The sequence below is a fragment of the Pseudomonas sp. MWU13-3659 genome, assembly GCF_023757525.1.
GTDB classification, from domain to species: Bacteria; Pseudomonadota; Gammaproteobacteria; order Pseudomonadales; family Pseudomonadaceae; genus Aquipseudomonas; species Aquipseudomonas entomophila_E.
The window spans coordinates 64,145-83,736 of the sequence record NZ_JAMSHW010000011.1 but is presented as its reverse complement, the minus strand read 5'-3'; the positions used below and the strand labels follow the sequence as shown (position 1 = coordinate 83,736).

Genomic DNA, 19,592 nt, shown 5'->3' with positions numbered 1-19,592 from the left:
CACATAGGAAAACTTTTCAAAAGTTGGCTGATATGTAATGGAGTTGATCTTCTTTCCATTCGAACGTGTGATTGAGATAAATACTCAAATCTTGACAACAGAGCCCGGTATGAAGGGAGCGGTCAATCTTCCGATCCTGCAGGGAGCGTTGGCACGAATCGACAATGCCATCGCCTATGATGGCCTTGATGATGTCTTTGAAATTGCCGCCAAATACACTGCCAGTATCGCTCGAGGTCACGGGCTGCCTGACGCTAATAAACGCACCGGGCTTGCTGTCGCGTTGGAGTATCTGTCGCTCAATGAATACGAAATAACCTTGGACAATGATCTGCTCGCGGATGCCGTTAGGGATTTGGTTATTGGTGATATCAATGAGCATGATTTTGCCGATATTCTCTACTCTTCTTTCATCGCTTCGCAAAATCAGGCGTAGAGGCAGGAAATCATCCTGCTTTTCGCCCAGGGTACTCCCTATCCTGATGTGATCGAGTCGGCCAGCGCCAAGAGAGTTGAGGCCAATGTGATCAAGTCCCATCAACTTCGGTGACCTTTCACAAAGCTAATAGATACCACTAAACGAGCAAGCGTTCGTTGTCTTCCAGCCGATAAGTCGCTCGGCGACGGCCGTCGTTACGCTTGGGTCGTGACCCTGCGTGCCGTCGAGACCGTGGACTTCATGAGCGCGTCGGGCGCACCTGCCGTACGAGCTCCTGGAAACCGTCAGCGGCCGTATCATCAACGAAATCGACGGCATCTCCCGCGTAACCTACGACGTGTCGAGCAAGCCGCCGGCCACTATCGGGTGGGAATGATCCCGCGTCCGGCATTCGGCTTTTTAATGCTGTCAGCTGACCTTCGATGCAGGCTAAGTGGGCCGTACTGGCTTGGTAGGAGGTCAGCACGCCAAAAAATCATATCGACAATCATAGGAGTGCAAAGTGATTGAGATTAAGAAGTCGCTTTCAGACTATACGGAGTTCCAGTTCACAGCACTGATTAAAGCAATCTATGAGGCTGAGTCGGAGGGTCAACGGGATACATTGCTTTTACACTTTGAAGAGGTGGTGCCTCATCCGGCAGGTACTGATCTTTTGTATTATCCGGAACCTGGTGCGGATGACTCGCCCGAGGGGGTTACGGCAACCATTCAAGCCTGGTGCATGGCGAACAGTTTGCCGGGATTCAAGCCTCGTTTCTAACGCCATCAACTTGCGTCGGCACGGGCTCTTGAAGCGCGGGTTGGTATCAATAACCAATTGGTCAGCGAAGGCTTGCACTGCAAACTGCCAGTCCCTACGGGTGGAAGTGAGTGAGCCACAAGGGCGCCGCAAGGCGCCCTTGTCGTATCCAGGAGGGCTCAGGCCTCGCGCTGGATCACCGCCTCGCAGCGGACCGGGAAGTTCATCGAGTTGGCGATGAAGCATTCGTGGTGGGCATCGTCATGCAGGCGCAGGGCCAGTTGCGTATCCGAATCCGGACTTACGACCACCTGCGGGCGCAGCAGGACATCGGTGAAGCGCCCCTTGTGCTCGGAATCTCCCTCGACCATGCGCCCCTCGGGGTGGTCGACGTATGCCAGGACCTGCACGCCGTTCACCGCGCACAGGTGCAGGTACCAGAGCTTGTGGCAGGCCGACAGGGAGGCCAGCAGCATGTCTTCGGGGTTCCAGCGGGCAGGATCGCCCCGGAACGCCGGGTCGGCCGAGCCGGAAAGTGTTGGTTTGCCCGGTGCCTGGATATCGAAGTTGCGTTGGTAGGTGGTGTAGCTGGAAGTGCCGGAGCCGGTGTTTCCGGTCCAGTTCACGGTGACGGCGTACTGATGTTCCTTCATGTATCCCCCGTTCGATTGTCTGGGCTGGTGTGAACTTGCCAGCGTTCGGACTTTCCCTGTTCCCTTGATGAACTGCAATACCGCTTGAAGCCGAGACCACGTGCTTGGGCACCGGCTTTGCCGGTGTTCGCCGGCAAAGCCGGCTCCTACAGGTGTATCGCAACGCCGCGTCAGCGATGACAATCCTGCGACAAGACTTCACTTAATATTTCGCAAATGCAGGTGTATCGTATTCGCCCTTCATCGCCGGCCCAGCCGGCAGGCTGATCGCGCAGAAACGAGGTACCCGCACCGATGTCCTTTTCCCGTCGACAAATGCTCAAGGGCCTGACCGGCCTCGTGGTGGTAGGCCTGGGCGCCGGAGGCGCGGCACGCTACTGGCTGGGCAAGGTCGAGGATGACAACGCCGGGCACGACTACGAACTGATCGCCGCACCGCTGGATGTCGAGCTGGTGCCGGGCTTCAAGACCGAGGCCTGGGCATTCGGCCCGTCGGCGCCGGGCACCGAGTTGCGCGTGCGCCAGGGTACCTGGCTGCGGGTACGCTTTATCAACCACCTGCCGGTGGAAACCACCATCCACTGGCATGGTATCCGCCTGCCGCTGGAAATGGACGGTGTGCCGTATGTCTCGCAGTTGCCGGTCAAGCCGGGCGAGTACTTCGACTACAAGTTCAAGGTGCCGGACGCCGGCAGCTATTGGTATCACCCCCATGTCAGCAGCTCCGAGGAGCTGGGCCGCGGCCTGGTCGGCCCGCTGATCGTCGAGGAGCGCGAACCGACCGGCTTCAAGCACGAACGCACGTTGAGCCTGAAGAACTGGCATGTGGACGAGCAGGGCGCCTGGATGCCCTTCAGCGTACCCCGCGAGGCCGCGCGCAATGGTACGGCCGGGCGGTTGATCACCATCAACGGCCAAGCCGACTCGGTCACCGAGCTGCCGGCAGGGCAGGTGGTGCGGGTGCGTCTGCTGAACCTGGACAACACCTGGACCTATCGGCTTAATCTCAAGGGCAACTGCGAGGCGATGATCTACGCCCTCGACGGCAACCCGGTCACGCCGCGCCCGCTGGACGACGAGTACTGGCTTGGCCCGGGCATGCGCATCTGCCTGGCCATTCGCATCCCTCAGGCAGGCGAAGAAATCTCCCTGCGCGATGGTTTCGTGCGCCTGGGTACCCTGCGTTCGGTGGCCAGCAGCGAGGCACCGGGCGACTGGCCGAAGGCCTTGCCGGCCAACCCGGTGGCCGAGCCAGACCTTGAGAACGCCGAGAAGCTCAACTTCAATTTCGAATGGGTCGGCAAGGTTTCGGTGAATACCGAGAACGGCAAGCCGCCGAGCCTGTGGCAGATCAACGGCCAAGCCTGGGACATCACCGACAAGACCTGCGCCGACCGGCCGATCGCCACGCTGCAGAAGGGCAAGAGCTACATTTTCGAACTGAAGAACATGACCCAGTACCAGCACCCGATCCATTTGCATGGCATGAGCTTCAAGGTGATCGCCTCCAATCGCCGCAAAATCGTCGAGCCCTGGTTCACCGACACCTACTTGCTGGGCAAGAACGAGCGCGCCCAGGTGGCGCTGGTGGCGGATAACCCGGGTACCTGGATGTTCCACTGCCATGTCATCGACCACATGGAAACCGGCCTGATGGCCGCGATCGCGGTGGTCTGATGCGACCGCAGATCATCGATCGCAGCCGCGACCAGGAATTCATGCGCCTGGCCCTCGATCTGGCGGCGCAAGGCGCGGCCCTGGGCGAGGTGCCGGTGGGGGCGGTGCTGGTGCAGCATGGCCAGGTGATCGGCCAGGGTTTCAACCGGCCGATCATCGACAGCGACCCCAGCGCACACGCTGAGATGGTGGCGATTCGCGCCGCGGCCAAGTCCGCCAGCAACTATCGGCTGCCGGGCAGCACCCTGTATGTGACGCTGGAACCGTGCAGCATGTGCGCGGGGCTGATCGTCCATTCGCGGGTGACGCGGGTGGTGTACGGGGCGCTGGAGCCCAAGGCGGGGATCGTGCAGAGCCAGGGGCAGTTCTTCAGCCAGGGTTTTCTCAACCATCGGGTGATGTTCGAGGGTGGGGTGCTGGCGGAGGAATGTGGGGCGATCCTGAGCGAGTTCTTCAAGGCGCGGCGGGCGAAGGCGTAGCGCCTCTGTAGGAGCGGCTTCAGCCGCGATGCAGGCAATGCGGTGCCTGGCACCCGCCTCGCGGGTGATCGCGGCTGAAGCCGCTCCTACAAGGTGTTGGGGCCGTTACATCTGTGGCGACTGCTCCGCCGGCTTGTCCTTGTTGACGCCTGGCACATGCAGGTTGCCCTCGGCCACCTGGCCTTCGAGCTGCGGCTGCGTTACCCAGGTGAGGATGTCGTAGTAGCGGCGGATGTTGGCCACGAAGTGCACCGGCTCCCCGCCACGGGCGTAGCCGTACTTCGTTTTGCTGTACCACTGCTTCTGCGACAGGCGCGGCAGCATCTTCTTTACGTCCAGCCACTTGTTCGGGTTCAGGCCTTCGCGCTTGGCCAGGGTGCGGGCGTCTTCCAGGTGGCCGCTGCCGACATTGTAGGCAGCCAGGGCGAACCAGGTGCGGTCCGGCTCCTTGATGCTGTCGTCGAGCTGGTCCTTGACCACCATGAAGTACTTGGCGCCACCCTGGATGCTCTGCTTGGGGTCGAGCCGGTTGGACACGCCCATGGCTTGCGCGGTGCGCTGGGTGAGCATCATCAGGCCGCGCACGCCGGTCTTGGAGGTGACCTCCGGCTGCCACATCGATTCCTGGTAGCCGATGGCCGCCAGCAGGCGCCAGTCGACTTGTTCGACTTTCGATGTGGCCTTGAAGTGCTTCTCGTACTTGGGCAGGCGCTGCTGCAGGTGCTGGGCGAAGGTGTAGGCGCCGACATAGCCGAGCACGTCGACATGCCCGTAATAGCGGTCTTTCAGGCGCTGCAGGGTGCCGTTCTTCTGCGACTTGTCGAGAAACTCGTTGATCTCGTTGAGCAGGCTGTTGTCATCGCCGGCGGCCACGGCCCAGCGCTGGTCGCGGGTGTCGCCCAGGTCGAAGGCCACCCGCACGTTGGGGAAGTAGACCTGGTTCATGGCCAGTTCGTTGGAGTCGACCAGGGTCAGGTCGATCTGGCCCTCGTCGACCATGCGCAACAGGTCGACCACCTCGACGGCGTCGGACTCTTCGTATTCGAGCCCGGGGTTCTGCTTTTTCAGTTCGGCGAGCTGGTCGGCGTGGCTGCTGCCCTTGAGAACCATGATCTTCTTGCCCACCAGGCCTTTGGCGTTGGTGGGGCGCGAGCGGCCATTGCGGTAGATGACCTGCGGCGTGACTTCGAGATACGGGTGGGAGAACCTGGCCTGTGCGCCACGCCGCTCGCTGCTGACCAGGCCGGCGGCCGCCAGCACCGGGCCGGATGGCTTGCCCAACTGGTCGAACAGTTCGTCGAGGTTGTCGGCGGTCTCGATCTGCAGCTTCACGCCCAGGTCGTCGGCGAAGCGCTTGACCAGTTCGTATTCGAAACCGGTTTCGCCGTTGCGGTCCTGGAAGTAGGTGGCCGGGCTGTTGCGGGTTATCACGCGCAGCACGCCATCCTCCTTGACGCGCTCGAGGGTGCTGGGTTTTTCAACGCAGGCACCGAGCATCAGGAAGAGTCCGGTTGCGAAGAGCCATCTGGCGCAACGCTGGCGAAAAGCGGTGTGGGTGAACATAAGGTGCAGTATACGCAAACGGCTGGTTGCACCATATCTCGACAATGGTTGGCAGGTCTGCTAACGGATACGAGCGGTAAGCTGCAAGCTGCAAGCGGCAAGAAAAAGCGCAGGCGCACACTTTGCTTTCTCTTGCAGCTTGCAGCTTGCAGCTTGCAGCTGATTTTCTGACCCCGAAGTCCGGTTCCACCGCCCGGCAGCATTGGGCTAGAGCGGGTGCCGAAAGCCTGAGAATTAGGCTAGAATGCACGGCCTCTAAGCACACCCCTTTCTGAGGCTGTCCCGACGATGTTGATCCTGCGCGGCGCTCCTGCCCTTTCTGCCTTTCGCCACGGTAAATTACTCGAGCAACTGAGCCAGAAAGTCCCCGCTGTTACTGGTTTGTATGCCGAATTCGCCCACTTCGCCGACGTTGACGGCGAGCTGACCGCCGACCAGCAGCAGGTGCTGGGCCGTCTGCTCAAGTACGGGCCGAGCGTGCCGGTGCAGGAGCCGACCGGCCGCCTGTTCCTGGTGGTGCCACGCCTGGGCACCATCTCGCCCTGGGCGAGCAAGGCCAGCGACATCGCCCACAACTGCGGCCTGCAGTCGATCCAGCGCCTGGAGCGCGGCATCGCCTACTACGTCGCCGGTAGCCTCAGCGAAGCCGACGCTCAAGTCATTGCCGCCGAGCTGCACGACCGCATGACCCAGCGCGTGCTGGGCAAGCTGGAGGACGCCGCCGACCTGTTCAGCCACGCCCAACCGAAACCGATGACCTCGGTGGACATCCTGGGCGGTGGCCGCGTGGCCCTGGCGCAAGCCAACATCGACTTGGGCCTGGCCCTGGCCGAAGACGAGATCGACTATCTCGTCACCGCCTTCCAGGGCCTCAAGCGCAACCCGAACGACATCGAACTGATGATGTTCGCCCAGGCCAACTCCGAGCACTGCCGTCACAAGATCTTCAACGCCAGCTGGGACATCGACGGCCAGGCGCAGGAGAAGAGCCTGTTCGGCATGATCAAGAACACCTACCAGATGCACAGCGAAGGCGTGCTGTCCGCATACAAGGACAACGCCTCGGTCATCGTCGGTAGCGTCGCCGGCCGCTTCTTCCCGAACCCTGAGACCCGCCAGTACGGCGCGGTGCAGGAGCCGGTGCACATCCTGATGAAAGTCGAGACGCACAACCACCCGACCGCCATCGCCCCGTTCTCCGGCGCCTCCACCGGCTCCGGCGGCGAGATCCGCGACGAAGGTGCCACCGGTCGTGGTGCCAAGCCCAAGGCTGGCCTGACCGGTTTCACCGTCTCGAACCTGCGCATCCCCGGCTTCGAGCAGCCTTGGGAGAAGCCGTACGGCAAGCCCGAGCGTATCGTCGACGCCCTCGACATCATGATCGAAGGCCCACTGGGCGGCGCCGCGTTCAACAACGAATTCGGCCGCCCGGCCCTGACCGGCTACTTCCGCACCTTCGAGCAGGGCATCAACACCCCGCACGGTGAAGAAGTGCGCGGTTACCACAAGCCGATCATGCTCGCCGGTGGCATGGGCAACATCCGTGAAGACCACGTGCAGAAGGGCGAGATCACCGTCGGCGCCAAGCTGATCGTGCTCGGCGGCCCGGCCATGCTGATCGGCCTGGGCGGCGGCGCCGCCTCGTCGGTCGCCACCGGCGCCAGCTCCGCCGACCTGGACTTCGCTTCGGTACAGCGCGAGAACCCGGAAATGGAACGCCGCTGCCAGGAGGTCATCGACCGTTGCTGGCAGCTGGGTGACAAGAACCCGATCGCCTTCATCCACGACGTGGGTGCCGGCGGTATCTCCAACGCCTTCCCCGAGCTGGTCAACGACGGTGGCCGTGGCGGTCGCTTCGAACTGCGCAACGTACCCAACGACGAGCCGGGCATGGCCCCGCACGAAATCTGGAGCAACGAATCGCAGGAACGCTACGTGCTGGCGGTCAGCGCCGAAGACTTCGAGCGCTTCCAGGCCATCTGCGAGCGCGAGCGCTGCCCGTTCGCCGTCGTGGGCGAGGCCACCGAAGAGAAGCACCTGACCGTCACCGACAGCCACTTCGACAACACCCCGGTGGACATGCCGCTGGACGTGCTGCTGGGTAAGCCGCCGCGCATGCACCGTTCGGTCACCCGCGAAGCGGAGCTGGGTGATGAATTCGACCCAAGCACCCTGGAACTCGAGGACTCGGTCGAGCGCGTCCTGCGCCACCCGGCCGTGGCCAGCAAGAGCTTCCTGATCACCATCGGCGACCGCACCATCACCGGCCTCGTGGCCCGCGACCAGATGGTCGGCCCGTGGCAGGTGCCGGTGGCCGACTGCGCCGTCACCGCCACCAGCTTCGACGTCTACACCGGTGAAGCCATGGCCATGGGCGAGCGCACGCCGCTGGCCCTGCTCGACGCGCCGGCCTCCGGGCGCATGGCGATTGGCGAAACCTTGACCAACCTGGCCGCCTCGCGCATCGACAAGCTGTCCGACATCAAGCTTTCGGCCAACTGGATGTCCGCCGCCGGCCACCCGGGTGAAGACGCCCGCCTGTACGACACCGTCAAGGCCGTCGGCATGGAACTGTGCCCTGAGCTGGGCATTACCATCCCGGTCGGCAAAGACTCGATGTCGATGAAAACCCAGTGGAGCGAAGCGGGCGAGCAGAAGAGCGTCACCTCGCCGATGTCGCTGATCATCACCGGCTTCGCCCCGGTCACCGACATCCGCAAGACCCTGACCCCGCAACTGCGCATGGACAAGGGCGAAACCGACCTGATCCTGATCGACCTGGGCCGCGGCCAGAACCGCATGGGCGCCTCGATCCTCGCCCAGACCCACGGCAAGCTGGCCAAAGAGGCGCCAGACGTCGACGACGCCGAAGACCTCAAGGCCTTCTTCGCCGTGATCCAGGGCCTGAATGCCGACGGCCACCTGCTGGCCTACCACGACCGTTCCGACGGCGGCCTGATGACCACCGTGCTGGAAATGGCCTTTGCCGGCCACTGCGGCCTGGAACTGGAACTGAACACCCTGACCAGCAAGCGCGAAAAGATTGCTGCCATCCTCTTCAACGAAGAGCTGGGGGCAGTGATCCAGGTGCGTCAGGACTCCACTCCGGACGTACTGGCACAGTTCAGCGCCGCTGGCCTGGGCGAGGATTGCGTCGCGGTGATCGGCCAGCCGATCAACAACGGTGAAGTCCTGGTCAAGTTCGAAGGCGAAGAGCTGTTCAAGGGCGACCGTCGCCTGCTGCAGCGCCAGTGGGCCGAGACCAGCTACCAGGTCCAGCGCCTGCGCGACAACGCCGACTGCGCCGACCAGGAATTCGACGCGCTGCTGGAAGAAGACAACCCAGGCCTGTCGGTCAAGCTCGGCTACGACGTCAACGACGACATCGCCGCGCCGTACATCAAGAAAGGGGTGCGCCCGCAAGTGGCGATCCTGCGCGAGCAGGGCGTCAACGGCCAGGTCGAGATGGCTGCGGCCTTCGACCGCGCAGGCTTTGCCGCCGTCGACGTGCACATGAGCGATATCCTGTCTGGCCGTGTCGACTTCGAGGCCTTCAAAGGCCTGGTGGCCTGTGGCGGCTTCTCCTACGGCGACGTGCTGGGTGCCGGTGAAGGCTGGGCCAAGTCGGCGTTGTTCAACGCCCGTGCCCGCGACACCTTCCAGGCCTTCTTCGAGCGTACCGACAGCTTTGCCCTGGGCGTGTGCAACGGTTGCCAGATGATGTCCAACCTGCACGAGCTGATCCCGGGCACCGAGTACTGGCCGCACTTCGTGCGCAACCGTTCGGAGCAGTTCGAGGCGCGCGTGGCCATGGTCGAGGTGCAGAAGTCCAACTCGATCTTCCTGCAGGGCATGGCCGGTTCGCGCATGCCGATCGCCATCGCCCACGGCGAAGGCCATGCCGAGTTCGCCAGCGAGGAAGCGCTGCTGGAGGCCGACCTGTCCGGTTGCGTGGCCCTGCGCTACGTCGACAACCATGGCAAGGTCACCGAGGCGTATCCAGCCAACCCGAACGGCTCGCCGCGCGGGATCACCGGCCTCACCAGCCGCGACGGCCGCGTGACCATCATGATGCCGCACCCGGAGCGGATGTTCCGCGCCGTGCAGAACTCCTGGCGCCCGGATGAGTGGCAGGAAGACGCGGCCCTGATGCGCATGTTCCGCAACGCGCGCGTCTGGGTGAACTAAGGGTGTACAAGCTCGCCTTCTTCGTCCCGGGCAGCCATGTCGAAGTGGTCAAGGCCGCTGTGTTTGCCGCCGGTGGCGGGCGCATCGGCGACTATGACCACTGCGCCTGGCAAACACTGGGCCAGGGCCAGTTCCGCCCGTTGGACGGCAGCCAGCCGTACCTCGGGCAGGCCGGTCAGGTCGAGGTGGTCGAGGAGTGGAAGGTGGAACTGGTGGTGGCGGACGAATTGATTGCTCAGGTCGTCGCCGCGCTCAAACGGAGTCATCCGTACGAGACGCCGGCTTATGAAGTCTGGCGTTTGCTGGATTTCTGAGCGCGTTCTACTACCAGGTGAGCACTCGACAGGGTGGGCGAAAGCCCACCCTGTCGCTTTTCAGCACCCTGCTGTCAGGTCGTGTGCATCGCGTTCACATCCAATGCCCTGAGTTTTTCGAAGAGGGTATCGATATGCGTTTCGTAAATTTCTTTCAAGCTGTCGAAGGCACTGGCCGCCTGAAGCTTGTCTTCATGCTCTTCCAGCCACTCGGCCACAAGGCTGTCCTGCCAGCTTGAATCATAGGGGTGGCAGATGAAACCACTGGCCAGGTCCACCGGCGGGTAGTCGACCTCACCGTTCCAGAACCTGAACATTTCCTCACCAACCTGCTTGACGGCATGGCGCGCCATCTGGATAGCCAGTTCGTAGAACGGATGGGAGTCATGATCCTTGGACAATTGCGAGTGAGTGACGTCGACGTTTGCATCGATGTTGGGATTGTTGCCCCACTTCGTCTGTTCTTCGCCTACCCGGTCCCCCAACCACTGGAACAACGCCTGGAAGAGGTGACGGCCGTAATAGCGGACCAGGTTCAGAGGCAGCAGCAAGGTCCAGGTCACGCGTCGAACGAATCTGAACAGTGGGTTGTCGGCATATCGGTCACGCAATGCCAGTAGTTTGTCGAAAGCGTTCAGCCAAGTCGGGTTTTCCAGTTCGCCGAGCAGAATCAGCAGAATTTGTTCGGAAGTATTGCGGTAGCCAGGGGTGATCTCCTTGAAGTCAGGGTAGTCATCGGGGAACAGTACTTTGCCCAATGGCTCGGCCAGGCTGCCGAGAATGTCTGTTCCGGAGAACAGGCCGGTGATCACCGGCAGGCCATGTTCGCATTCGACTTCCGTGGTCCAGGGCAGCACCTGGGTGTGCCCCTGTTTGTGCAGGCTCAATTCCACGAAGTTGGAGTGCGCAAAGTAGTCTTCGAGCACGTGCAGCGCTTCACCGAAGGCGCGCATGCCGACGGCGGTCCTGCCCTCCCTGGCGGCTTCCCAGATCTTCGAGTTCATGTGGCGCACCGGTTTGTCGATGTACACCTTCATCGAGGTGGTGGGGTAAACCTGTGTCGCTTCAGTACCCGGTAGCACCGGCATTTCGAAGTCTGGATCGATTTCTGTCGGGTCGACAGGTGGCTCATCGTGGGTGGTCGGGTTGTCGATGTGCTCGGAGGCTTTATAGACCCCGAGGATTTCAGGTGATACCTGGAAATCGCCCTGTTCTTCACCGTCTTCGTGTTGATTACGGAATTCCTTGGCCGCCAGGATATCGACGATGGCGGTGAGCGCGCTCCGGGAAAACTGGTTTGGGAAATTCCTCGGTGCATTTTCGGCCCGGACCAGCTTGGGGTCGACCAGTTGCGAGTGATCGCGCAGCCAGTTGCCGAAATAGATGGACTTGATTTCCGTTTCGTCGAAGCCGGCCTCTTCGAGAACGCGTTCGATCGTCTCGTGGCCGCCTTCGCCTGCGCCGAAGCGTGGCTCAATGATAGGAGGGGCCTCGGGAAGGATTTCCTCAAGCTCTGGCGTATCGCTGAGGTCCAGTACCAGCGGCGCAGACAGATCCTCATGGGTGTAGTGGGCGAATACCATGCCGTCTGCTGGGGAGCTGTCCAGGAATGCCATCAGGCTCGCATATTTCGAGCCGGCTTCCTTGGCATCCTCAGGATCCAGTTCGGCAGAGTCTGTTTCACCTTCAGCGAAGCGCTTCGCGTGAATCTGATCCGCCAGGTTTTGACCAAACCCGCCGATCAACGCCAATAGCAGCCCAGGAGAAGTGTTCGGCTCGCTCAGGGCCTGCTCGATGATGTCGCGGTTGACCAGCAGGGTGTCATGTTCGCTGTCGTAACGGGCGGTGCGAAATGCCTCGTTGCGCTCGACTACGGTGTGGGCAGGCCCTTCGATCATGCCGTCACGCAGTGCCTGCCAAATGTCCAGATAGATCGATTCGGATACATCGACGCCAAAGATGGGTTTGAACAGGAGCGTGAACTGATGTCCGTCCATGTCGTGGGCGATGTGGGTGAGTTGCTCCAGGGCAAACGTGCTTTCCAGCACGGGGGCTAATTCCATGTCGTTCATGGGGCGTCCCTTGTCAATGAATGGGACGCTCAGGGTGAGCCTTTGGAGGCGGTAGAAAAATATGGAACCAGTGCCCTACCGTCGTGTAAGACCGATGTTTTGCCTGGCGTTTACTGTACGGGGGCCAATTACTGAACTTTCTTACATTGGAACGGAAGGGCAGAAGCTGTCAGGTCGAGCACCAGACGAGCCTTCTGCCTTCCTCCACGGGCGTTGGTCAGCGCTGCAGGGCCTGGCTCAGGGCCTGTGCTTGTGGCCCCATCAGCAGATGCCAGACGCCGCCTGGCTGTGGGCTGATGCCTTGGCAACCCAGAGCCATGAGCCGTTCACGTTGTACCTTGGTGTTGTCCTTGAGCTGCACCCTCACCCGGCTATGCGCCACGCACACCACCTTGCCGAGGTTGTCGCGCCCACCCAATGCTTGCAGCCACGCATCCGTGGGTACGTCCGGAACAACGTCGGCACTTGCGCGCTCGGTTGTGCTCACGATCGCCAGGGCATGAGGCAGCTCGCCACGAATCTCGTCCGCCACTGCGTCGGCCATGGGGCCTACCACCACTTGCAGGCTGCCGCCGCTACCGGGGCGGACCACGGCCATGGCGCCGAGCGCTTTCAGCGCCTGGTCGTTTGCCAGGTTGCGATCGATCAGCACCAGGCGCAAGCGGGTGGTACAGGCATCCACACCACTTAGGTTGGCGGCGCCACCGAGGGCATCGATGAAGCGTCGGGCACGCGAACCCTCGGTATCGGTTTCGCTCTGCGCGGCGGCCAGCTCTTCACGTCCTGGGGTCTTCAGGTCGAAGCGGCGGATACAGAAGTCGAACACGAAGTAGTAGACCAGCCCATAGAGCAGGCCGACGGGGAACACCAGCCAGCCATGGGTGGAGCGTCCCCAGCCCAGGGCCATGTCGATGGCGCCACCGGAGAAGGTGAAGCCCAGGCGGATCCCCAGCAGGTCGCAGATCGCCATCGAAAGCCCGGTCAGCAGCGCATGAATCACGTACAGCAGTGGCGCCAGGAACATGAAGGCGAACTCGATCGGTTCGGTCACGCCGGTCAGGGCTGACGTGAGCGCCATCGACAGCAGCACGCCGCCGATCAGCTTGCGTCGCTCAGGCAGGGCGTGGCGGTACATGGCCAGGCAGGCGGCGGGCAGGCCGAAGATCATCATTGGGAACATGCCGGCCATGAACTGGCCGGCGTCCGGATCGCCGGCGAAGTAGCGCGCCAGGTCGCCGGTCACCGCTGGGCCGGTTGCGCCCTGGAAGCTGCCGAAGACGAACCACACCAGGTTGTTGAGGATGTGGTGCAGGCCGGTGATGATCAGTAGCCGGTTGAGTACGCCGAAGAAGAATGCGCCGATGCTGCCGCTTTCCAGCATCAGATGACCGAGGTCGTTGATGCCGTGCTGGATCGGCGGCCAGATCAGCCCGAACAGCAACCCCAAGGCCACCGCCGACAGGCCGGTGGCGATCGGCACGAAGCGCCGGCCACCGAAGAACGCCAGGTAATCCGGCAACTGGATGTCCTTGAAGCGGTTGTACAGGCCGCCCCCCAGCAAGCCGCAGAGGATGCCGGCGAGCATGCCCATGTCGATCTTCGGGTCGATCACCTTCAAGGTGGCCACCAGCACCAGGTAGCCGATGGCGCCGGCCAGGCCGGCGGTGCCGTTGTTGTCGCGGGCGAAGCCCACGGCGATGCCGACGGCGAAGATCAGCGCCAGGTTGGCGAAAATTGCCTGGCCGGCGTCGTGCACCAGGGCGATGTCGAGCAGGTCGGTGTCGCCCAGGCGCAGCAGCAGGCCGGCGATGGGCAGGATGGCAATGGGCAGCATCAAGGCGCGGCCGAGCCGTTGCAGGCCCTGGATGAAGTGCTGGTACATGGTGCGCTCCGATTATTGTTGCAGGGCCACGGGGGCCGCGTGTTGGGCATGGGGCTGGGCGGTGAAGTCCCGGCAGGCCTGGCGTACCGCGCTGGCGCTGGACAGGGCCAGCAGGCCCTGGCTGAAGCGACGGCATTCATTGGCGTCGAGCTGGCGGACGATGGCCTTGATCTCGCCGATCTGCGGGGCGCTAACCGACAGTTCGGCCACGCCCAACCCCACCAGCACGGGCGTGGCCAGCGGGTCGGAGGCCAATGCACCGCACACCCCCACCCAGCGACCGTGCTTGGCCGCGCCTTGGCAGGTGAGGTCGATCAAGCGCAGCAGGGCGGGGTGCAGGGCGTCGACACGGGCTGCCAGGCCGGCATGGTCGCGGTCCATGGCCAGGGTGTACTGCGACAGGTCATTGGTGCCGATGGAGAAGAAGTCCGCGTGCTCGGCCAGGCGCTCGGCCAGCAGGGCGGCGGCCGGCACTTCGATCATCACCCCCAGCTCGGCGCGCGCGGTCACGCCCAATTCGCTGGCGAGCCGGTCGAGGCGCTGGCGGATGGCGATCAGTTCGTCGACCTCGGTGACCATGGGCAGCATGATCCGGCAACGGCGTTGCGGGCTCACCTGGAGCAAGGCCCGCAGTTGCTCGTCGAGCAGTTCCGGGCGCACCTGGCCGAGGCGGATACCGCGCAGGCCGAGCACCGGGTTGGCCTCGACCGGCAGTGGCAGGTAGTCGAGCTGCTTGTCGCCGCCCACATCGATGGTGCGGATGATCACCGGGCGCTCGGCCATGGCGTCGAGCACGGCTTGATAAGCGCTGTGCTGTTCGGCCTGGTCGGGGGCGGTGTGGCGGTCGACGAACAGGAACTCGCTGCGCAGCAGGCCGATGCCGTCGGCGCCCAAGGCCAGGGCCTGGGCGGCTTCGTCGGCGCTGGCGACGTTGGCCGCGACTTCTATCACCCGGCCATCACGAGTGCGCGCGCTGTCGTGGGCGGCGGCCTGCTGGCGCTGGCGCTGTTCGCGGCGCTGCTGGCAGTGCTGGCGCACTTCAGCCAGGCGTGACGTGTCGGCGCGGGCTTCCAGGTGGCCGTTGTCGGCATCGAGCACCAGCGTGGTGCCGGGCGCCAGTTCCAGCAGCGTTTCGCCGAGTGCGACCAGGCATGGCAGGCCACGGGCGCGGGCCAGGATGGCGACGTGGGAGGTGGCGCCACCGGCGGCCATGCACAGGCCGGCGACATCGTGGCGGGCCAGCAGCAGCAGGTCAGATGGCGTGAGCTCATGGGCGACGACGATGGCCGACGGCGGCAAGCGCAGCTCGCGGGTTTCCCCGAGCAGGGCGCGCAGCACGCGTTGCTGCAGGTCGTGCAGGTCGTTGGCGCGCTCGGCCAGCAGTGGGTTGCCGAGGCCGCGCAGGACCTGGCACTGGGCATCGATGGCACGGCTCCAGGCATGGCTGGCGGCCACGCCTTCGTCGATGTGCTGGCGTGCGGCGTCGAGCAGGGATGGATCGTCGAGCAGGGCCAGATGCGCCTCGAGAATAGCGGCGGCGTCTTCCTGGCCACGGGGCAGGTGGCGCCAGTCGCGGTCGATGGCGGTGCGCACCTCGGCCAGCGCGTCGTTCAGGGCCTGGTGTTGTTCGTCGGGGATATTGTTGCCGGTGTCGGGTGGCAGGCTGATGCCATCCAGGCGCGCCAGCGGGCCGAGGGCCAGGCCGGGTGAGGCGCTGACGCCTGCCAGCATGCCGGGCTGCGTACTGGCCGGTGCGTGGGCCACCACTGGCGCGGGTGCGTGCCGTTCGCCGACCGTGGGCGTGCGCAGCGCCTGGAGCACGGCCTGCAAGGCAGCTTCGGCATCCGGGCCTGTGCAGCGAACTTCGACCTCGTCGCCTTCACCGACCCCCAGCCCCATGACGGCAACCAGGCTGTCGAGGGCGGCATGGCGGTCCTGGAAGTGCAGTTCCACACGGCTCTGGAAGCCCTGGGCGGTCTGGCGCAGCAACGCCGCAGGGCGCGCATGCAGGCCGCCCTGGTGGGCCACCTTGGCACGGCCGTTGGCCTGTGCGCTGGAGGCTGCGGTATCGAGCATTGCCTGCTGGGTCTTGCCGCTAACCGCCAGCAGTGGTGCGCCCAGATCGCTGGCGCGGGCGTCGAGCGCTTCCAGTGTGAAGTCCTGGCCGTTGCCCACCAGCATCACGGTGACCAGGCTGGTGCAGTGCTGGGCCACCAGGTCCAGGTCGAAGCGGATCAGCGACTGGCCCTGTTCGACCCGCTCACCGAGCGCAACCAGGGGCTCGAAGCCACGCCCCAGCAGTTGCACGGTGTCCACGCCGATGTGCAGGAGAATTTCCGCGCCATTGGCCGCGCGCAGGGTCAGGGCGTGACCGGTGCGCGCCAGGTGCACCACTTCACCCGCGCAAGGCGCGTGCAGGCAATCGTTGAGCGGGTCGATGGCGACGCCGTCGCCGAGGGTGCCACTGGCGAACACAGGGTCGGGGACCTGGTCCAGGGCCACCTGCGGGCCGGCAAGCGGGGCATGGAGGGTGATCTTGTTATTGTTGGACATGCGCGGGTCCTCGCGGCGTCATTGCGTACACGTCACTTTGCTCAGGTGGCGTGGCTGGTCGGGGTCCAGGCCACGGGCTTCGGCAAGCCCGGCGGCCATGATGTAGAAGCTCTGGATCGCCAGCAGCGGGTCGAGCGCGGGGTGCCCGGCGCAGGCCAGGGTCAGGTCGCGGTCGGCGATATCCGCAGGCGCTGCCAGCAACACCTGTGCGCCGCGCTGGCGCATGTCGGCGGCCAATTGCAGCAGCCCGGCCTGCTCGACACCCCGTGGGGCGAACACCAGCAGCGGGTAGTGCGCGTCGATCAAGGCCATCGGCCCGTGGCGCACTTCGGCGCTGCTGAAGGCTTCGGCCTGGATCACCGAGGTTTCCTTGAACTTGAGCGCGGCTTCCTGGGCGATGGCGAAGCCGGCGCCACGGCCGATCACCATCAGCCGCTCGCTGCCTTGCAGGCCGTCGATGGCCGCGCTCCAGTCCAGGTTCGCGGCCTCGCGCAATTGCCCGGGCAGGTCTTGGCAGGCTTGCAGCAGGGCTTGGTCCTTGCCCCAGTGGGCGACCAGTTGCGCGCTGGCGCTCAGGGTGGCGACGAAGCTTTTGGTCGCGGCGACCGACAGTTCAGGCCCAGCGCCCAGTGGCAGGTGGTGTTGGCAAGCGAGCTCCAGCGGCGAGCCTTCGGCATTGACCAGCGACACCGTGGTTGCCCCGTGTTGGCCCAGGCGACGCAGGCTTTCGACCAGGTCCGGGCTTTGCCCCGACTGCGAGAAACCCAGTGCCACCTGGCCACGCACACGCAGCGGCGCCTGTTGCAAGGTGACCACCGACATCGGCAGCGAGGCCACCGGCAACCCCAGTTGCTGCATGGCGATGTAGGCGAAGTAGCTGGCGGCATGGTCGGAGCTGCCCCGGGCCACGGTCAGCGCCACTTGCGGGTCGAGCCGGCGCAGGTGTTCGGTCAGCGTGGCCAGGCGCGGGGCCAGCGCGCCCAGCTGTCGCGCCACGACATCGGCGCAGGCGCGCGCCTCTTCGAGCATCCTTGAACTCATGCTTGTTCTCCTTCGATCATCACGGCGGTCAGGTTCAGTTGGCGGTCGAGCAGCACTGCGTCGGCCCAGGCGCCCGGTTGCAGGCGGCCACGCTCGGTGATGCCGAGGTAATCGGCGGGGAAGCGCGACAGGCGGTCGGAGGCCTCGGCCAGGGGCAGGCCGATCTTCACCAGGTTACGCAGGGCCTGGTCCATGGTCAGGGTGCTGCCAGCCAGGGTGCCGTCGGGCAGGCGTACGCCACCCAGGCACTTGGTCACGGTATGGCTGCCCAGGCGGTATTCTCCGTCGGGCATGCCGGCGGCGGCGGTGGAGTCGGTCACGCAGTACAGGCACGGGATCGCGCGCAGGGCCACCTTCATGGCGCCGGGGTGCACGTGCAGCAGGTCGGGGATCAGCTCGGCGTAGCGGGCGTGGGCCAGGGCTGCGCCGACGATGCCCGGCTCGCGGTGGTGCAGCGGGCTCATGGCGTTGTACAGGTGGGTGAAACTGGTGGCCCCGGCCTCCAGGGCGGCGACGCCTTCCTCGTAGCTGCCCAAGGTGTGACCGAGTTGCAGGCGGATGCCGCGTGCGCTCAGGGCCTGGATCAGTGGCAGGTGGCCGGCGATCTCGGGGGCGATGGTGATGACCTTGATCGGCGCCAGCGCCAGGTAGTGTTCGACCTCGTCGAGCAAGGCCTGGTGGGCGAAGTTCGGTTGCGCGCCAAGCTTGCCCGGGTTGATGTACGGGCCTTCCAGGTGCACGCCGAGGATGCGTGCGCCCTGGCGTGGCTGGCGCAGGTGCTCGCCCAACTGTGCGAGCACGTCAGTCAGCTCTTCGCGGGGCGCGGTCATGGTGGTGGCCAGCAGCGAGGTGGTGCCGAAGCGCTGGTGGGTGCGGGCGATGGTGGCGAACGCCTCGCCGCCCTGCATGATGTCGCTGCCGCCACCGCCGTGCACGTGCAAGTCGATGAAGCCGGGCAGCAGGTAGGGCAGGTCGTTGTCCTGCGGGTTGCACGGGGTGCCTTCGATGGCGTGGATGCGCCCGTCCCGCAGGTGCAGGTGGCCGCGCACCCAGCCGTCGGGGGTGAGGATGTTGGCAATGTCCATGGAGGCTCCGGTCAGCGCCGCAGTTCGGCGACGAAGTCGTAGTAGTCGTTGCGGCAGTAGGTGTCGGTCAGCTCGATGGGCGTGTTGTCGTCGAGGTAGCCGATACGGGTCATCAGCAGCATGGCGGTGCCCGGCGCGATGCCGACCTGGGCGGCCAGCTCGTCGCTGGCGTTGATCGCGCGGATGTGCTGCAGCGCCCGGACCACCGGGCGGCCGAGTTGGTCGAGGTGCTGGTAGAGCGAATCGCCGATGGCCTGGGGGTCACCCAGCAGGCGGGCGGGCAGGGTGCTGACCTCCACCGCCATGACGATGTCGTCAGCCTTGCGCAGGCGCTTGAGGCGGGCGACCTGGTCGGTGGGCGACAGGCTCAGGCGGATCAGTTCGTCGCTGCTTGGGCTGCCGATGCTGCGTTCAAGCCATTGGGAGCTGGGCGCGAAGCCTTTCATGCGCAGCATTTCGCTGAAGCTCGACAGGCGCGACAGGGGCTGTTCCAGGCGTGGGGTGATGAAGGTGCCGGAGCCCTGGATGCGGCGGATCAGGCCTTGCTCGAGTAGCACTTCGAGGGCTTTGCGCGCGGTCACGCGGGAGATGTCGAGGGTTTCGCTCAGGGTGCGCTCGGAGGGCAGGGCCTGGTCGGCGCTCCACTGGCCGGCGTGGATGGCCTGTTCGAGGTTGCGCGCCAGCTGCAGGTAGAGCGGGGTGGCGGCGCTGTCGTCGGGGCGCAGGGCGGTGAGAGGGCGCATGACGGAAGTGTCCGGTATTGTTGTGGGGTGAAAGTTAATACCACTTCAATACCAGGTCAATACCACTGGTCTGCTGGTGCAGGTCGGCGCAGAGGTGTTGCCCAGGAGATCGAGCGCCGCCTGTGCGGCGCATCGCGGATGAATCCGCTCCTACAGGCCAT

14 protein-coding genes and 1 pseudogene are annotated in these 19,592 nt (G+C 64.4%); 7 read left to right on the top strand and 8 right to left on the bottom strand.

The genetic code is table 11. The features are described from left to right. Nucleotides 1-37: 37 nt before the first annotated feature. The 3 genes and pseudogenes from NGM28_RS15755 (at nucleotide 38) to NGM28_RS15745 (ending at nucleotide 1,202) form a co-directional block, all read left to right on the top strand. Entirely contained in the window at nucleotides 38-436 is a 399-nt protein-coding gene (locus NGM28_RS15755; protein WP_240065550.1) for a type II toxin-antitoxin system death-on-curing family toxin, read from the top strand. 148 nt (nucleotides 437-584) lie between these two features. Then, a pseudogene (locus NGM28_RS15750) lies at nucleotides 585-815 on the top strand (GMP synthase (glutamine-hydrolyzing)); the annotation flags it as partial. A 126-nt stretch (nucleotides 816-941) separates the two neighbouring features. Beyond that, nucleotides 942-1,202, top strand: coding sequence for a bacteriocin immunity protein (locus tag NGM28_RS15745; protein WP_353620523.1), 261 nt, complete (start codon nucleotides 942-944; stop codon nucleotides 1,200-1,202). Nucleotides 1,203-1,360: 158 nt separating this feature from the next. On the opposite strand, the gene NGM28_RS15740 is transcribed toward NGM28_RS15745, so the two are convergent. Then, nucleotides 1,361-1,834 carry an OsmC family protein gene (locus tag NGM28_RS15740; protein WP_252090717.1) on the bottom strand — a complete coding sequence of 158 codons (474 nt, stop codon included), beginning with the start codon at nucleotides 1,832-1,834 and terminating at the stop codon, nucleotides 1,361-1,363. Nucleotides 1,835-2,128: 294 nt separating this feature from the next. Between NGM28_RS15740 and NGM28_RS15735 the strand changes: the two genes are divergently transcribed. Together NGM28_RS15735 and tadA are read left to right on the top strand one after the other, a co-directional pair. Next, the gene (locus NGM28_RS15735; protein WP_240065552.1) at nucleotides 2,129-3,511 is read left to right on the top strand and encodes a multicopper oxidase family protein; all 1,383 of its coding nucleotides are present in this window, start codon (nucleotides 2,129-2,131) and stop codon (nucleotides 3,509-3,511) included. Further along, nucleotides 3,511-3,990 carry a tRNA adenosine(34) deaminase TadA gene (tadA, locus tag NGM28_RS15730; RefSeq protein ID WP_252090716.1) on the top strand — a complete coding sequence of 160 codons (480 nt, stop codon included), beginning with the start codon at nucleotides 3,511-3,513 and terminating at the stop codon, nucleotides 3,988-3,990. The genes NGM28_RS15735 and tadA overlap by 1 nt, the downstream gene beginning before the upstream one ends. A gap of 105 nt (nucleotides 3,991-4,095) precedes the next feature. Here tadA and mltF read toward each other — a convergent pair whose 3' ends face one another. Continuing rightward, entirely contained in the window at nucleotides 4,096-5,553 is a 1,458-nt protein-coding gene (gene mltF / locus NGM28_RS15725) for a membrane-bound lytic murein transglycosylase MltF (protein ID WP_240065574.1), read from the bottom strand. Between the two features lie 288 nt (nucleotides 5,554-5,841). Between mltF and purL the strand changes: the two genes are divergently transcribed. After that, nucleotides 5,842-9,741 (top strand): phosphoribosylformylglycinamidine synthase, encoded by a 3,900-nt coding sequence (gene purL, locus NGM28_RS15720; RefSeq protein ID WP_252090715.1) that lies wholly within the window; start codon nucleotides 5,842-5,844, stop codon nucleotides 9,739-9,741. Nucleotides 9,742-9,743: 2 nt separating this feature from the next. Beyond that, complete coding sequence (locus NGM28_RS15715; protein ID WP_252090714.1) at nucleotides 9,744-10,055, top strand: YqfO family protein; 312 nt, start codon at nucleotides 9,744-9,746, stop codon at nucleotides 10,053-10,055. Nucleotides 10,056-10,129: 74 nt separating this feature from the next. On the opposite strand, the gene NGM28_RS15710 is transcribed toward NGM28_RS15715, so the two are convergent. The 6 genes from NGM28_RS15710 to NGM28_RS15685 form a co-directional block, all read right to left on the bottom strand. Then, the gene (locus NGM28_RS15710) at nucleotides 10,130-12,127 is read right to left on the bottom strand and encodes an HET-C-related protein (protein ID WP_252090713.1); all 1,998 of its coding nucleotides are present in this window, start codon (nucleotides 12,125-12,127) and stop codon (nucleotides 10,130-10,132) included. Nucleotides 12,128-12,344: 217 nt separating this feature from the next. Then, on the bottom strand, nucleotides 12,345-14,009 hold the full coding sequence (nagE, locus tag NGM28_RS15705; RefSeq protein WP_252090712.1) for an N-acetylglucosamine-specific PTS transporter subunit IIBC: 1,665 nt from the start codon (nucleotides 14,007-14,009) through the stop codon (nucleotides 12,345-12,347). A 12-nt stretch (nucleotides 14,010-14,021) separates the two neighbouring features. Next, nucleotides 14,022-16,562: a phosphoenolpyruvate--protein phosphotransferase gene (gene ptsP / locus NGM28_RS15700; RefSeq protein ID WP_252090711.1), complete on the bottom strand. Its 2,541-nt coding sequence runs from the start codon at nucleotides 16,560-16,562 to the stop codon at nucleotides 14,022-14,024. A gap of 18 nt (nucleotides 16,563-16,580) precedes the next feature. Then, nucleotides 16,581-17,603 carry an SIS domain-containing protein gene (locus tag NGM28_RS15695; protein ID WP_252090710.1) on the bottom strand — a complete coding sequence of 341 codons (1,023 nt, stop codon included), beginning with the start codon at nucleotides 17,601-17,603 and terminating at the stop codon, nucleotides 16,581-16,583. Continuing rightward, the gene (gene nagA, locus NGM28_RS15690) at nucleotides 17,600-18,688 is read right to left on the bottom strand and encodes an N-acetylglucosamine-6-phosphate deacetylase (RefSeq protein ID WP_252090709.1); all 1,089 of its coding nucleotides are present in this window, start codon (nucleotides 18,686-18,688) and stop codon (nucleotides 17,600-17,602) included. The genes NGM28_RS15695 and nagA overlap by 4 nt, the downstream gene beginning before the upstream one ends. Nucleotides 18,689-18,699: 11 nt before the next feature. Beyond that, nucleotides 18,700-19,431 carry a GntR family transcriptional regulator gene (locus NGM28_RS15685; RefSeq protein ID WP_213658134.1) on the bottom strand — a complete coding sequence of 244 codons (732 nt, stop codon included), beginning with the start codon at nucleotides 19,429-19,431 and terminating at the stop codon, nucleotides 18,700-18,702. Nucleotides 19,432-19,592: the final 161 nt, after the last annotated feature.

Coding starts and splice junctions, on each gene's coding strand:
- NGM28_RS15710 (WP_252090713.1), bottom strand. CDS start 12,127: ATGAACGACATGGAATTAGCCCCCGTGCTGGAAAGCACGTTTGCCCTG.
- NGM28_RS15735 (WP_240065552.1), top strand. CDS start 2,129: ATGTCCTTTTCCCGTCGACAAATGCTCAAGGGCCTGACCGGCCTCGTG.
- NGM28_RS15685 (WP_213658134.1), bottom strand. CDS start 19,431: ATGCGCCCTCTCACCGCCCTGCGCCCCGACGACAGCGCCGCCACCCCG.
- nagE (WP_252090712.1), bottom strand. CDS start 14,009: ATGTACCAGCACTTCATCCAGGGCCTGCAACGGCTCGGCCGCGCCTTG.
- NGM28_RS15740 (WP_252090717.1), bottom strand. CDS start 1,834: ATGAAGGAACATCAGTACGCCGTCACCGTGAACTGGACCGGAAACACC.
- mltF (WP_240065574.1), bottom strand. CDS start 5,553: ATGTTCACCCACACCGCTTTTCGCCAGCGTTGCGCCAGATGGCTCTTC.
- ptsP (WP_252090711.1), bottom strand. CDS start 16,562: ATGTCCAACAATAACAAGATCACCCTCCATGCCCCGCTTGCCGGCCCG.
- tadA (WP_252090716.1), top strand. CDS start 3,511: ATGCGACCGCAGATCATCGATCGCAGCCGCGACCAGGAATTCATGCGC.
- purL (WP_252090715.1), top strand. CDS start 5,842: ATGTTGATCCTGCGCGGCGCTCCTGCCCTTTCTGCCTTTCGCCACGGT.
- NGM28_RS15755 (WP_240065550.1), top strand. CDS start 38: ATGGAGTTGATCTTCTTTCCATTCGAACGTGTGATTGAGATAAATACT.
- nagA (WP_252090709.1), bottom strand. CDS start 18,688: ATGGACATTGCCAACATCCTCACCCCCGACGGCTGGGTGCGCGGCCAC.
- NGM28_RS15695 (WP_252090710.1), bottom strand. CDS start 17,603: ATGAGTTCAAGGATGCTCGAAGAGGCGCGCGCCTGCGCCGATGTCGTG.